A 12,208-nucleotide genomic window follows, 5' to 3' on the forward strand; every position below is an offset into this window, starting at 1 on the left:
GTGTGGGAGCCGATTCATCGGCGATAGCAGTTCGCGGCGCCTTCTCAGGCTGCGACATCCTCAGGCAGCGATATCTTCCACCCAGACGTGCCCCGCCTGCTGCAGCAGTTCGCGCGCCGACTCCGGACCCCAGGTGCCGGCCTCGTAGCTGTCCGGGCCCGTCTCGTCCTGGCTCCAGCCCTCGAGGATCGGGGTGACCCACTTCCACGCGGCTTCGGTCTCGTCCTTGCGCACGAACAGCGCCGGACTGCCCTTGACCGCGTCCAGCATCAGGCCTTCGTACGAATCTCGGTAACGGATGCGTTCCGGCTGACCGAGCTTGGACAGCGCGTCGACTTCGTCCAGGCCGAAGCTGTTGCCCGGGTGCTTGACGAACAGCGGCAGCGTCACGCTTTCATTCGGCTGCACGCGAATTACCAGCCGGCTGCCCGGACGCGCCTCACCGAACAGGCCCGGCTCGCCGGCACGGAACTGGACCACCACCTCGGTCACCTTCTCCGGCATGCGCTTGCCCGAGCGCAGGTAGAACGGCACGCCCTGCCAGCGATCGTTGTCGATCTCGGCCTTGAGCGCCACGAAGGTCTCCGTGTTGCTCTCGGTCTCGCCCGGCAGTTCCTCGCGATACGCCGGAACAGCCTTGCCGCCAGCCGTGCCCTGCACGTACTGGCCGCGGGCGACGTTGGCGCGCAGGTTGTTACGATCCAGCGGCTTGAGTGAGGTCAGCACGCGCACCTTCTCGTCGCGCAAGGCATCGGCGTCGAGCGACTCCGGACGCTCCATGGCGACCACGGTCAGCACCTGCAGCAAGTGGTTCTGGATCATGTCGCGCAGGGCACCGGAGCCGTCGTAGTAGCCACCACGACCTTCGAGGCCGACCGTTTCCGCCGCGGTGATCTGCACGTAGTCGATCGACTCACGGTCCCACATGCGCTCGAGCATCGGGTTGGCGAAACGCAACGCGATGATGTTCTGCACCGCTTCCTTACCGAGGTAATGGTCGATGCGGAAGATGCTGTTCTCGGGGAAGTAACGGCCGACGTTCTCGTTGACCTTGCGCGCCGTATCCAGGTCGGTGCCGATCGGCTTCTCCAGCACGATGCGCGAGGTGTCGCTGCGCAGGCCCTGCTCGGAGACGTTGCGTGCGATCTCGCCGTACAGATCCGGTGCGGTTGCCAGATAGAACACACGGACGCGATCGGCGCTGGCGTTGGATTCGAGCAGGGTCTTCAGGCCGTCCCAGTTACCGGTGGATTCGGCGCCGTTGAGGCTCACATAGTGAACCAGGCGGAGGAACCGGTTTACCGTCGCGTCGATCAGTTCGTCGGCGCGGACATGCTCGCCCAGTGCCTTGCGGGCGCGCTCACGGTAGGTCTCGTCGTCCAGCGGCGAACGCGCCGTGCCGACGATCCGCGAGTCAGCGGTGATCTGGCCCTCGGCGAAACGGCGATACAGCGCCGGCAGCAGCTTGCGCATGGTCAGGTCGCCGGTGGCGCCGAAGATCACGTAATCGAAGGATTCGACGGGTTCGAGCGGGGTTGAAGCGGTCATGACGAAGGTTTTCCGGGGAGGCTGGAGTTGGGGCGGCGCACTCGCCGTCACGGGACGGGTGAATGAATGCGGTGCGCTGGCGTCCTTTCAAGTGCCTCGATCTAAATGAATCTTGCGCGGGAGGCATAAGTGTTATGACCGGCCGCGTATGACAGGTGGCGAAGGGGCGTCCCCATGGATGGGTGACGCATTCCATCCAACCACCAGGAACACCAAACCATGAGCAAGCTGAAAGAGAAAGTCGCGGTCGTCACGGGCGCGTCCAAGGGCATCGGCGCCGCCATCGCCAAGTCGCTCGCCGCCGAGGGCGCGGCCGTCGTGGTGAACTACGCCTCGAGCAAGGCCGGTGCCGACAAGGTCGTCGCCGAGATCCAGGCCGCCGGTGGCAAGGCCGTTGCCGTGGGTGGCGACGTGTCCAAGCAGAAGGATGCCGAGGGCATCGTCAACGCCGCCATCGAACACTTTGGCCGTCTGGACATCCTTGTGAACAACTCGGGCGTCTATGAGTTCGCTTCGATCGACACGACCACCGAAGAGCTGTTCCATCGCACGTTCAACATCAACGTGCTCGGCCTGATCCAGGTGACCCAGGCTGCCTCCAAGCATCTGGGCAAGGGCGGCAGCATCATCAACATCGGTTCGGCCGTGACCCGCATCACCCCTGCCGAGAGCGCGGTCTACACGGGCACCAAGGGTGCCGTCGACGCCATTACCGGTGTACTCGCCCGCGAGCTCGGCCCGCGCGGCATCCGCGTCAACTCGGTGAACCCGGGCATGGTGCAGACCGAGGGTACGCAGACCGCCGGCTTCGTTGGCTCGGACTTCGAGACCTGGGCCGCTGGCCAGACCCCGCTCGGCCGCATCGGCCAGGTGGGCGACATCGCGCCGATCGTGACCTTCCTCGCGTCGGATGATGCCGGTTGGGTGACGGGCGAGCTGATCCTGGCTTCGGGTGGCATGCGCTAAGCGACTGCGCCAAGCGATAAAAGCATCGCCGACAAAGTCGGCTCCCACAGTGGCCTGAGGAAACCGGCTGCTCTGAGCAAACCGGCTGCTCTAGCAAACTGGCTGCTCTGAGCAAACCGGCTGCTTTTGTGTGGGAGCCGACTTGTCGGCGATGCTCTCCGCCTCAGTCCATCGAATCCTGCAGCCCATAAAGCTCCGGGTGCAGGAAGGGCGCCATCGCCAGCACCATGGCCTGCGCATAGGCGCCCTCTCGCGTAGCGTGACCATTGGTGACCAGGCCGATCGCCCCACCCTGCTGCTTGATGTTGACCGTGCCGAACAGCCGGTCCATGACGTGACCGAGCTCCTCGCCATCGAGCAGGGATTCGTACACTGCCGGAGGCAGCGGCAGCCAGGCGCTGCAGCCGACCGATACATAACCCTGGCTGGCTATGGCTACGTAACCGAACGTTCCTGGACCATCCTCGGTCACGTCCACGCCGCCTTCCAGCGCGACGTAGAAATCTGCATCCCCATGCTGCCGGCAGAAGTTCATCCGGTTGATCGCACCTTCGCGTGTTTCCGCGGCGGTCATCGGTTGGTCGGGTACGCCGGATGGCGCATGCATGCCCTCGCATTCCACCAACCTGCCAGGGAACAGCGGCGCCAGCGCGTTACGCACGGCACCGATCTTGATGGGGTTACGCGAGCCGACAAGGACGCGGATCGACGCGGTGTCGTGAACGGCCATGGAGGAGGAACCTGTTGGGGACGCCTGTGATGTTAGCAGGCGCACCCCGCTCTTCAGAGCCGAAAACCGCCGACTACCTCTTCCAGCCTATGCGTCTGCTCCTCCATCGCCTTGGCTGCCGCGGCAGCTTCTTCGACCAGGGCGGCATTCTGCTGGGTCATGTCATCGAGCTGGGTCACCGTACGGCTGACCTGGTCGATACCCAGGCTCTGCTCCTGGCTGGCGGCCATGATTTCTTCCATGAACGTGGCCACGCGGGCGACGTTGCCCGTGAGCTCGCTCATGCTCGCGCCGGTACGCTTGACCAGCTCGGCGCCGAGGGACACGTCGTCGGCCGAACCGGAAATCAGCGCCTTGATATCGCGAGCCGCCGATGCGGAGCTCTGCGCCAGGCTGCGTACTTCGCCGGCGACCACAGCGAAACCACGGCCCTGCTCACCCGCGCGCGCCGCTTCCACGGCCGCGTTCAGGGCCAGCAGGTTGGTCTGGAACGCGATGCCGTCGATGACGCCGACGATGTCGGCGATCTTCGCCGAGGAATCGCTGATCGCGCCCATGGTCGTGACGACCTGGGCCACCACATCGCTGCCACGATGCGCCGCGGCGGCAGCGTCGCGCGCCAGCGTATTGGCCTGCTTGGCGTTCTCGGCGTTCTGGCGCACGGTGGCAGTGAGCTCTTCCATCGAAGCCGCGGTTTCTTCCAGCGAGCTGGCCTGCTCCTCGGTGCGCTGGGAGAGATCCATGTTGCCGCTGGCGATCTGGGTGGCCGCCGACGAGATCGCCGTCGAGCTCGCTTGCACGCGGCGCATCATGTCCTGCAGACGCACGATGAATCCGTTGAAGCTGTCGACCACAGCGTTGTACTCGCTGCCGCTACCCACCGGCAGACGACGGGCCAGGTCGGCTTCACCGGAATTGAGCTCGTCGATGTTCTGCTTCAGCGTGGCCAGCTGCTTCATCAGGATGCGGATACCGACGACCAGCGCCACCAGCAACAACAGCGCGAGCGGCAACTGCACGGCGGCGAGCTTGCCCATGATGCGGTTGCTGTCCTGCGTAAGCAGACGCGTGGGCAGGCTCGTCGCGAGTACCCAGGGCGTGCCGGTGATCGGCCGCAGGAACAGGCTCTGCGATTCGCCGTCGACGTAATCGCGCTCGACCTGGGCGGACTTGCCGAGCGCCGGCATGGCCTCCTTTACCTGCGCGATCATCGGCGACGTCGCCGCGAGATCGGCCAGCTTCTTCAGGACGATGTCGTCCTTGATGTACGTGCTGTTGCTGACGATCGTGCCGTTCGGCTCGACGATCATGATCTGCCCATGCACCTTGCTTTCCATGTCGGCGACGAGGCGGTTGAAGAAGCCCAGCGTGACGTCCACGGTAGACACGCCGAAAATCTCGTCGCCCTTGTAGATCGCCATGGCACAGTTCGTCCGCGGCTGGGCGCTCGCGGCGTCCTTGTACGCATCGGCCCAGAGGCAATGACCGCGCGGGGCGGTAAGACCGTTCTTGTACCAGCTCTGTTCCCAGTACTTCAGGGCATCAGGCTGGTTCCAGTGCGTGTTGACGACGAGCTGGCCGCTGGTCGCATCGCGCGCGAAGAAGGTGCTGTCGCGCTCCTTCGCCGGCTCACGCTTGAACGGAAGCGGCCAGATGCCACCACCGAACACGTCCTGATCGCCGTACTGATCGACGAGGCCCGGCTGCAACCGGTCGATCGAAGCACTATCCATCAGTGCCACGGTCTGCGTGATGCTGCGCTGCTGGGCTTCCACCTGATGCAACTTGTTGGTGATCGCCAGACCGATCTCGTCCACGTTGCGACCAACGAGCTCCGCCTCGCTACGACGCAGATCCGGCGTCACGTACAAGCGGATCACGACAAACGTCAGGACAACAAGCGCAAGAAAATACGCCAGGACAAAGGCGGTATACCTTGCCTGGGTAGAGCGAAAGAGGTTCACGAGGACGACCGGATTGGGAATGGGGAACACCCGTTACGGCTCGGCGGCGAGTTTCTTTAGGGGAGTGAGGCTTGGGGGCTGATGCCGGGGGCTCGTTGTGTGGGAGCCGATTCATCGGCGATGAGCCTTGCAGCGTCTCCGCTCCGTTGGCTTTTCGCCGATGAATCGGCTCCCACAGGTGCTAATCGCCCAGCGCCCCATCGACCATCGCCTGAGCTTCTTCCAGCACCTTCGCCAGATGGTCCTTGCCGCGGAAGCTCTCACCGTAGACCTTGTAGATGTCCTCGGTACCCGACGGCCGGGCCGCGAACCAGGCCTGCTCGGACATCACCTTGATGCCGCCGATGGCCTGCCCGTTGGCCTGGTTCACGACGCTGACGATGGGATCGCCCGCCAGTGTCTTCGAGGTCACCTGCGACGGTGCCAGTTTGGCCAGGCGGCCCTTCTGCGCGTGCGTGGCCGGCGCATCGATGCGCGCGTTGGCCGGGTCGCCCAGTTTGTCGGTGATTTCGCGATAGACCTCGCCCGGGTCGCGGCCGAGTTTCGCGGTCATCTCGCCTGCCAGCAAGGCGGCGGCGATGCCGTCCTTGTCGGTCGACCAGGCAGCAGCGTTACGGGTCAGGAACGAAGCGCCCGCGCTCTCCTCGCAGCCAAAGCCGAGGCTGCCGTCGTAAAGGCCAGCGACGAAATACTTGAAGCCCACGGGCACTTCGAGCAACGGGCGACCGAGATGCCTGGCGATACGATCGAGCAGACCCGTGCTGACCGCGGTCTTGCCGACAGCGGCGTCATCGCGCCAGCCGGGACGATTCTGGAACAGATACCAGGCCGCCGTGGCGAGGTAATGGTTCGCCGGCATCAGCCCCACGCTGGGTGCGACGACGCCATGACGGTCATGGTCGGTATCGCAGGCGAAGGCGACGTCGAACTTGTCCTTGAGCCCGATCAGGCGCTGCATGGCATACGACGAGGACGGATCCATGCGTACCCGACCGTCCCAGTCCAGCGACATGAAGGAGAACGTCGGGTCGACCACATCGCTGACCACGGTCAGGTTGAGCTTGTAGCGCTCGCCGATGGCGGCCCAGTAATGCACGCCCGCGCCGCCCAGCGGATCGACGCCCATGCGAACATCGCTGCCCCGGATCAGGTCGAGGTCGAGCACATCACCGAGGTCGTCCACGTAGCGCTGCAGGAAATCGTATTCCCGCGTGGTGGCGGCACCTTGCGCCTGCGCGAGCGTCAGGCGCTTCACCTCGCGCAGGTCGCCCTCGATCAGTGCATTCGCGCGTGCAGCGATCCAGGAAGTCGCATCGGTGTCGGCGGGACCGCCGTGGGGCGGGTTGTACTTGATGCCGCCGCTTTCCGGCGGATTGTGCGACGGCGTGATCACGATGCCGTCGGCCTTGCCGCGCTCACGGCCCTGATTGAAGGCCAGGATGGCATGCGACACGGCGGGCGTCGGCGTGAACTCGCCCCCCTTCGACACCTGGGTCTCGACGCCGTTGGCGGCAAGCACTTCGAGCGTACTCTCGAAAGCGGGCCCGGACAGCGCATGCGTATCGATGCCGACGAACAAGGGGCCGTCGATGCCGGCCTGGGCACGGTATTCGCAAATCGCCTGGACCACGGCCCAGACGTGCCACTCGTTGAACGAGCGATCGAAGGACGAACCGCGATGGCCCGAGGTGCCGAACACCACGCGCTGCTCGGGAATCGAGGGATCGGGCCGCAGATCACGGTAAGCGGCCAGGAGCGCAGCGATGTCGACCGGCTGGATTTCTGTCGCAGGCTTGCCCGCGAGCGGACTGATCTTGGCACTCACCGATGCTATCTCCTTGGGTGGTGCGCGCGCCGCACCTCGACCCGGCATTGTAGGCCCCGCGGGCCGCCCGCGTTGTCAAACGGGCGTGCAGATTTTCAGAATTCTTCCATGGCCCCCGCTCAGCCCCACCGCTACCGTGATGGCGGTCCCTCGCCTGCACGTTCTACAGCCGCAAGCGGTCGATGTACTCGAAGATTTCCGCGTCGGTCTCGAGCCCGAGCTTGCGCATCGCGTTGGTCTTCTGCTGGCTGATGGTCGAAAGGCCTCGCCCGGTTTTCCGGGCGATGTCCGTCACACTGTTGCCACCGGCGAACAGGCGAAGGATCGTCAACTCGCGTGGCGACAGGTCTGCAAGGGTTCCCGACTTCCCTATCGAAGCGCCCTGCGGCGCACCGAGTAACGCCCGCACCGATGATCCGAGGTAGACATGGTTCGACACGATCTCCATCAGCGCCTCCGGAATCTCCCGGGCGTCGCCCGACTTACCGATCAGGCCGCGCACGCCCGTCGCGAGGATCTCGCGGTACAGCGCCGGGTTCGCCAGGGTGGTGATGACCATGACCGGCATCTCCGGAAAGCGCGTGCGCACCTCGGCAAGCAAGGCCAGCCCGTCGCGGCCTGGTGCAGGCATGCTGAAGTCGGTAATCAACGCATCGCACGGTGTCTCATCGAGCAGCGCGAGCAACTCGTCGGGCGACTGGGCTTCACCGACGATGGTCGCCAGGCCGTCTTTCGCCAACGCCAGGCTGAGGCCTTTGAGCACGACGGGGTGATCGTCGGCCAGGATAACGCGGTACACCATGAGTGATCCTTTCCCGATGTGCGGTCCATACCGCGACACGTCCTTCCGGAACGCCGCCGACGGGGCGCGAAGTTGAGCACATCGCAGCCGTCGACGCCAAGCGTGCGAGACGCACTCGTGTCCCTGTCGCGATGGTTCGGTCGCCTTGCCTCACGCGTCCGTCGACGCCGCCCGCTGCACGACCTGCCCGCGCTGCTCACCGAACTCGGACGTCGTTACGCCCCGCTGGCCCGCGCCCGCGGAACGGCGCTGGAACTGGACGTGGACCCGGCCCTGGCGCCCGACCTGACCGGCGCCATGGATGAACTGGAAGGGGTTCTCGGCTGCCTTCTCGAACGTGCGATCGAGGTCGCCGCCGGCGGCTACGCGGCACTGCAGGTCGACCTCGTCGGCGAAACCCGGACGAGCCAGACGGTGCACCTTACCGTCGCCGACGACGGGGATCGCACGACCGCTGACGATACGAAATTCCTCATCCCTGCCGCCACCATCGAACGGCTAGGCGGTCGCCTCCAGGTCGAGTCGGCCCCCGATGTCGGCACGCGCGTCATCGTCGAGCTGACCTTTGCCATGCGGCGACGCCTGCCTCGCGTGGATATCGATGCGCTGAGATCGACGCTCGGTGGTCAGGCCGCCCTGGCCGAAGTGATCACCGCCCTCGATCAGGCACTCGGCCGCGATCTTGTCGCACTCGACGACCTGCTCGCGAAAGCCGGTATCGATGATCTCCAGGCCTGGCTACACCGTGTTTCGGGCGTACTCGGCATGGCGGAAGCCACGGGACTCGCACACGCCGGGCTGATGCTGGAGCGCGACCTCGCCGCTGGCCGTCATCACCTCACCGACCGCGCCATCCGCGAGTTCGGCGACGACACCGGCGCCGTGCTGGCCCTGCTTCGCGAACACCGCGACGGCGATCGGCTATAGTTTCCGGGCCGTGAACACCCTGCCCGCCCTCGACGACGACGATTCGCTACGCGCATTCCTGCAGATGCATCCGCGTCTGTTCGTCGTCACCGGCGCCGGCATCAGCACGGACTCGGGCATCCCCGATTACCGGGATGTCCAGGGCGCGTGGAAACGCAGCCCGCCGATGACCCTGCAGATGTTCATGAGCGGTCCACCAGCGCGGGCGCGCTACTGGGCGCGCGGCATGATCGGCTGGCGACACTTCGGCAGCGTGCAACCGAACGTGGCCCACCGCGCCCTGGCCGCGATGGAGCACGCAGGCCGCATCGAGCTGTTGCTCACCCAGAACGTGGATGGCTTGCATGAGGCCGCGGGCAGCCTCAACGTCGTCGACCTGCACGGGCGCCTCGATCGCGTGCGCTGCATGCAGTGCGGGGACATCACCCGCCGCGACACCACGCAGGCGCGGCTCGAAGCGGCGAACCCGGACTGGCTGTCACTCCACGCCAGGATCGCGCCCGATGGCGATGCCGATCTCGACGGCGTGGATTTCTCCCGCTTCGAGGTCCCCGAATGCACGGTCTGCGGCGGCATCCTCAAGCCCGATGTGGTGTACTTCGGCGAGAACGTGCCACGCGCGCGCGTCGATACCGCATGGGCTCATCTGGGCCGCGCCGACGCCATGCTCGTCGTCGGCTCGTCGCTGATGGTCTACTCGGGGTATCGCTTCGTGCTCGAAGCCTCACGGCGCGGGCTTCCCATCGCGTCGATCAATCTCGGTGTGACGCGCGCCGATGCGTTGATAACGCTGAAAATCGAGCAATCCTGCGCCGAGGCGCTGGCGCCCTACGCCTAGCGGCGCGCGCGGAAGAACTGGCGCAGCATCGCGCTGGCCGCTTCGGCTTCCAGGCCACCCTGCACGGCAACCCGATGATTGTGCCGCTCGGACACCAGCGTGTCGAAGACGCTGCCTGCCGCACCCGTCTTCGGATCGGTGGCGCCGTACACGACCCTGCCGACACGCGCATGCACCATGGCCATTGCACACATGGCGCAAGGTTCCAGCGTCACGTACAGGGTCGAGCCCGGAAAGCGATAGTTGGACACAGCCTGCCCGGCGGCCCGCAAGGCCTGGATCTCCGCGTGCGCCGTGGGGTCGTTGAGCGTGATGTTGCGATTCCAGCCCTCACCGACCATGACGCCATCCATGACCAGCACGGCCCCCACCGGGACTTCGCCCTCGACATCACGCGCATGCTCAGCCAGCGCGAGGGCGCGCGTCATCCACGCGTGGTCGGCGTCGCTGAAGGGAGCGGTCGGCTCAGGGAGGGTATCGAGGGTGATGGACAAGCGAGGGTTCCGGTGAAAGGACGATTATCTCATGTGACCTGGCGCTGCACGATGCGCCACAGTCGCTCGGCGAAAAACGTCGCGTGATCCGGCGGCACATTGGTCACACCCAGGAGCAATCCACTCCGCGGTTTGGCCGCACCGGCATACCAGGGCGATACGGGGATTGGCGACAGGTATTCGGCCAGTGCCTCCCGTGCCACGCTCACGTCGTCCGCACCCTCGGGCAGGCGGAGATGAACCGCGAGCCCGGCGGGCTCATGGTCGACGCCCAGACGCGTCAACGCCGTCATCAGGGCGTCGCGGCGCTCGGCATAGGCACGCTTCATGCGACGCAGATGACGCAGGTAATGGCCGCCGCGCATGTACGCCTCCAGTGCCAGTTGCACCGACGGCGACGGCGCGGGATCGAGGGTGCCCACGACCTCGGCGACCTGATCGATCAGATCGAGCGGCACGACCAGGTACCCCACCCGCAAGGCGGGAGAGATCGTCTTGCTGAAGGTACCGATATGCACGACCCTCCGCGCGTCCATGGAGGCCAGCGCGGGTGCGGCGCGCCGGGCCAGCTGGAGTTCGCCGAGGTAGTCGTCCTCGATGATCCAGCGATCCCCCGCATGGGCCCAGTCGAGCAAGGCATGCCGCCGATCCAGCGAAAGCGTGACGCCTAGCGGCGCCTGCTGGCCAGGGGTGACCAGGGCGACCCGCGCGTCCGGCCCACGAGCGATACCCGCGGCCACGTTCAGCCCTTCGCCATCGACCGGTACCGGCACGCACGTGAGCCCCGCCCAGGCCAGCGCCGTGCGTGCGAAGGGATAGCCCGGATCCTCGACCCATGCCTGTTCGCCGTGCAGCTTGAGCGCCCGCACGGCGATGCTGAGGGCGCCAGCGAAGCCGTTGGTGACGAACACCTGGGACGGCTGGCAGGCGAAGCCACGCGCCACCGCGAGGTAACCGGCGATCTCGGCGCGCAGTCGCGGTTCGCCTCGAGGATCGGGATAGCCCGCCGGGATCATGGCGGCATCGCGCGCAGCCTGGGCGAGCATGCGTGACCACAGCGCGGCGGGAAACAGGTCCGCTGCCGGCACGCCGACCTGGAACGGGGCCGGTAGCGAGGGTCCGGACGCAAACGCGCCGAAGGCCCGGCGCGGCCGCGGCACGTCCGGCTCCGGCCGCGTGCCGGGAGGGCGTTTCGCGACGCGTGTCCCCGCCGCCCCGGCAGCCACGATGAACTGGCTATCGGCCAACCGCTCGTACGCATTGCGCACCGTGCCACGGGCCACGCCCAACTGGGTGGCGAGGTCGTTCCACGATGGCAGGCGCGCACCCGGCGCAAGGCGCCCTTCGCGGATGGCGGCACGGATGCCGTCCGCTATCTGGTCGGACAGCGAGAGCCGCCCCGCCCGATCGATGGATATGCCGAAAGAACCGTCCATGGCTGGGATGGTACATCCCAAAAAGCGAGTCTTGGCTCTTTTCGATGACCCGTTCCGATCGCAAGCTAGTCCCCTACCGAGTCATCCTTTTCCTCTGCCGGAGTACACACCATGAGCAACCGCATCGATTACATGAAGATCGCTCCCGACGCCATGAAGGGCTTTGTCGCCGTCTACGGCTACCTCTCGCAGAGCGGCCTGGACAAGCACCTGATCGACCTCGTCTTCCTCCGCGTCTCGCAGATCAATGGCTGCGCGTACTGCATCGACATGCACTCGCAGGACATGCACAAGCACGGCGTCCCGTTTGAAAAGCTGATCCTGACCTCGGCCTGGCGCGAATCCGGCGATGTCTTCAGCCAGCGGGAACAGGTCGCCCTGGCCTGGGCCGAATCGCTCGCCCTGGTCGCCGACACCGGCGTGCCGGACGCGGACTACGAGGCGGCTGCCGCCGAGTTCAGCGACAAGGAGCTCGCCGACCTCTCCACCGCGATCGCGCTGATGAGTGCGTTCAACCGAATGGGAGTGGCCTTTCGTAATAAGCCGGTGACGGCGTCGCGTCTCGCCAGGGCGGCCTGAGCGTTTCCGGAAGCGACGAAGAGGCCCGCAAGGGCCTCTTTCCGTTTCCGGGCCGCACGACGACCGCCCGGTAAAAATACGCAATACCTAACGTTTAGA

The 12,208-nt window shown here is 65.9% G+C and carries 11 protein-coding genes; 4 read left to right on the forward strand and 7 right to left on the reverse strand.

Features of this window, described 5'->3' with window-relative positions; translation table 11 throughout:
• Nucleotides 1-60 precede the first annotated feature (60 nt).
• A complete protein-coding gene (gene zwf, locus BJI69_RS18710) occupies nt 61-1,548 on the reverse strand; it encodes a glucose-6-phosphate dehydrogenase (RefSeq protein ID WP_046969080.1) in 1,488 nt (495 codons plus the stop codon).
• Nucleotides 1,549-1,767: 219 nt separating this feature from the next.
• Between zwf and BJI69_RS18715 the strand changes: the two genes are divergently transcribed.
• Nucleotides 1,768-2,514: a glucose 1-dehydrogenase gene (locus tag BJI69_RS18715; RefSeq protein ID WP_046969079.1), complete on the forward strand. Its 747-nt coding sequence runs from the start codon at nt 1,768-1,770 to the stop codon at nt 2,512-2,514.
• Nucleotides 2,515-2,677: 163 nt separating this feature from the next.
• Here the strand turns inward: BJI69_RS18715 and yjjX are convergent, their stop codons facing one another.
• From yjjX to BJI69_RS18735, 4 genes are all read right to left on the reverse strand, one after another.
• On the reverse strand, nt 2,678-3,244 hold the full coding sequence (yjjX, locus tag BJI69_RS18720) for an inosine/xanthosine triphosphatase (protein WP_046969078.1): 567 nt from the start codon (nt 3,242-3,244) through the stop codon (nt 2,678-2,680).
• Nucleotides 3,245-3,297: 53 nt separating this feature from the next.
• Nucleotides 3,298-5,238 (reverse strand): methyl-accepting chemotaxis protein, encoded by a 1,941-nt coding sequence (locus tag BJI69_RS23205; RefSeq protein ID WP_425477386.1) that lies wholly within the window; start codon nt 5,236-5,238, stop codon nt 3,298-3,300.
• 151 nt (nt 5,239-5,389) lie between these two features.
• The gene (gene pgm, locus BJI69_RS18730) at nt 5,390-7,033 is read right to left on the reverse strand and encodes a phosphoglucomutase (alpha-D-glucose-1,6-bisphosphate-dependent) (protein WP_075019292.1); all 1,644 of its coding nucleotides are present in this window, start codon (nt 7,031-7,033) and stop codon (nt 5,390-5,392) included.
• A 163-nt stretch (nt 7,034-7,196) separates the two neighbouring features.
• On the reverse strand, nt 7,197-7,835 hold the full coding sequence (locus BJI69_RS18735) for a response regulator (protein ID WP_046969076.1): 639 nt from the start codon (nt 7,833-7,835) through the stop codon (nt 7,197-7,199).
• Nucleotides 7,836-7,937: 102 nt separating this feature from the next.
• Between BJI69_RS18735 and BJI69_RS18740 the strand changes: the two genes are divergently transcribed.
• Both BJI69_RS18740 and BJI69_RS18745 read left to right on the forward strand, forming a co-directional pair.
• Nucleotides 7,938-8,762 (forward strand): sensor histidine kinase, encoded by an 825-nt coding sequence (locus tag BJI69_RS18740; protein WP_125903116.1) that lies wholly within the window; start codon nt 7,938-7,940, stop codon nt 8,760-8,762.
• Between the two features lie 10 nt (nt 8,763-8,772).
• A complete protein-coding gene (locus BJI69_RS18745; protein WP_052767328.1) occupies nt 8,773-9,600 on the forward strand; it encodes an NAD-dependent protein deacetylase in 828 nt (275 codons plus the stop codon).
• On the opposite strand, the gene tadA is transcribed toward BJI69_RS18745, so the two are convergent.
• Complete coding sequence (gene tadA, locus BJI69_RS18750; protein ID WP_425476892.1) at nt 9,597-10,094, reverse strand: tRNA adenosine(34) deaminase TadA; 498 nt, start codon at nt 10,092-10,094, stop codon at nt 9,597-9,599. The two genes, BJI69_RS18745 and tadA, sit on opposite strands and share 4 nt — an antisense overlap.
• A gap of 29 nt (nt 10,095-10,123) precedes the next feature.
• The gene (pdxR, locus tag BJI69_RS18755) at nt 10,124-11,530 is read right to left on the reverse strand and encodes a MocR-like pyridoxine biosynthesis transcription factor PdxR (protein WP_046969074.1); all 1,407 of its coding nucleotides are present in this window, start codon (nt 11,528-11,530) and stop codon (nt 10,124-10,126) included.
• Between the two features lie 111 nt (nt 11,531-11,641).
• On the opposite strand from pdxR, the gene BJI69_RS18760 reads away from it, so the two are divergent.
• Nucleotides 11,642-12,109 (forward strand): carboxymuconolactone decarboxylase family protein, encoded by a 468-nt coding sequence (locus BJI69_RS18760; protein WP_046969073.1) that lies wholly within the window; start codon nt 11,642-11,644, stop codon nt 12,107-12,109.
• The last annotated feature ends 99 nt before the right edge of the window (nt 12,110-12,208 follow it).

Origin of the sequence: Luteibacter rhizovicinus DSM 16549 (assembly GCF_001887595.1) — a bacterium.
GTDB lineage: Bacteria > Pseudomonadota > Gammaproteobacteria > Xanthomonadales > Rhodanobacteraceae > Luteibacter > Luteibacter rhizovicinus.

Excerpts from the sequence above, each read along its gene's own strand:
- zwf (WP_046969080.1), bottom strand. The coding sequence starts at position 1,548 with ATGACCGCTTCAACCCCGCTCGAACCCGTCGAATCCTTCGATTACGTG.
- BJI69_RS18715 (WP_046969079.1), top strand. The coding sequence starts at position 1,768 with ATGAGCAAGCTGAAAGAGAAAGTCGCGGTCGTCACGGGCGCGTCCAAG.
- yjjX (WP_046969078.1), bottom strand. The coding sequence starts at position 3,244 with ATGGCCGTTCACGACACCGCGTCGATCCGCGTCCTTGTCGGCTCGCGT.
- BJI69_RS18735 (WP_046969076.1), bottom strand. The coding sequence starts at position 7,835 with ATGGTGTACCGCGTTATCCTGGCCGACGATCACCCCGTCGTGCTCAAA.
- pdxR (WP_046969074.1), bottom strand. The coding sequence starts at position 11,530 with ATGGACGGTTCTTTCGGCATATCCATCGATCGGGCGGGGCGGCTCTCG.
- BJI69_RS18760 (WP_046969073.1), top strand. The coding sequence starts at position 11,642 with ATGAGCAACCGCATCGATTACATGAAGATCGCTCCCGACGCCATGAAG.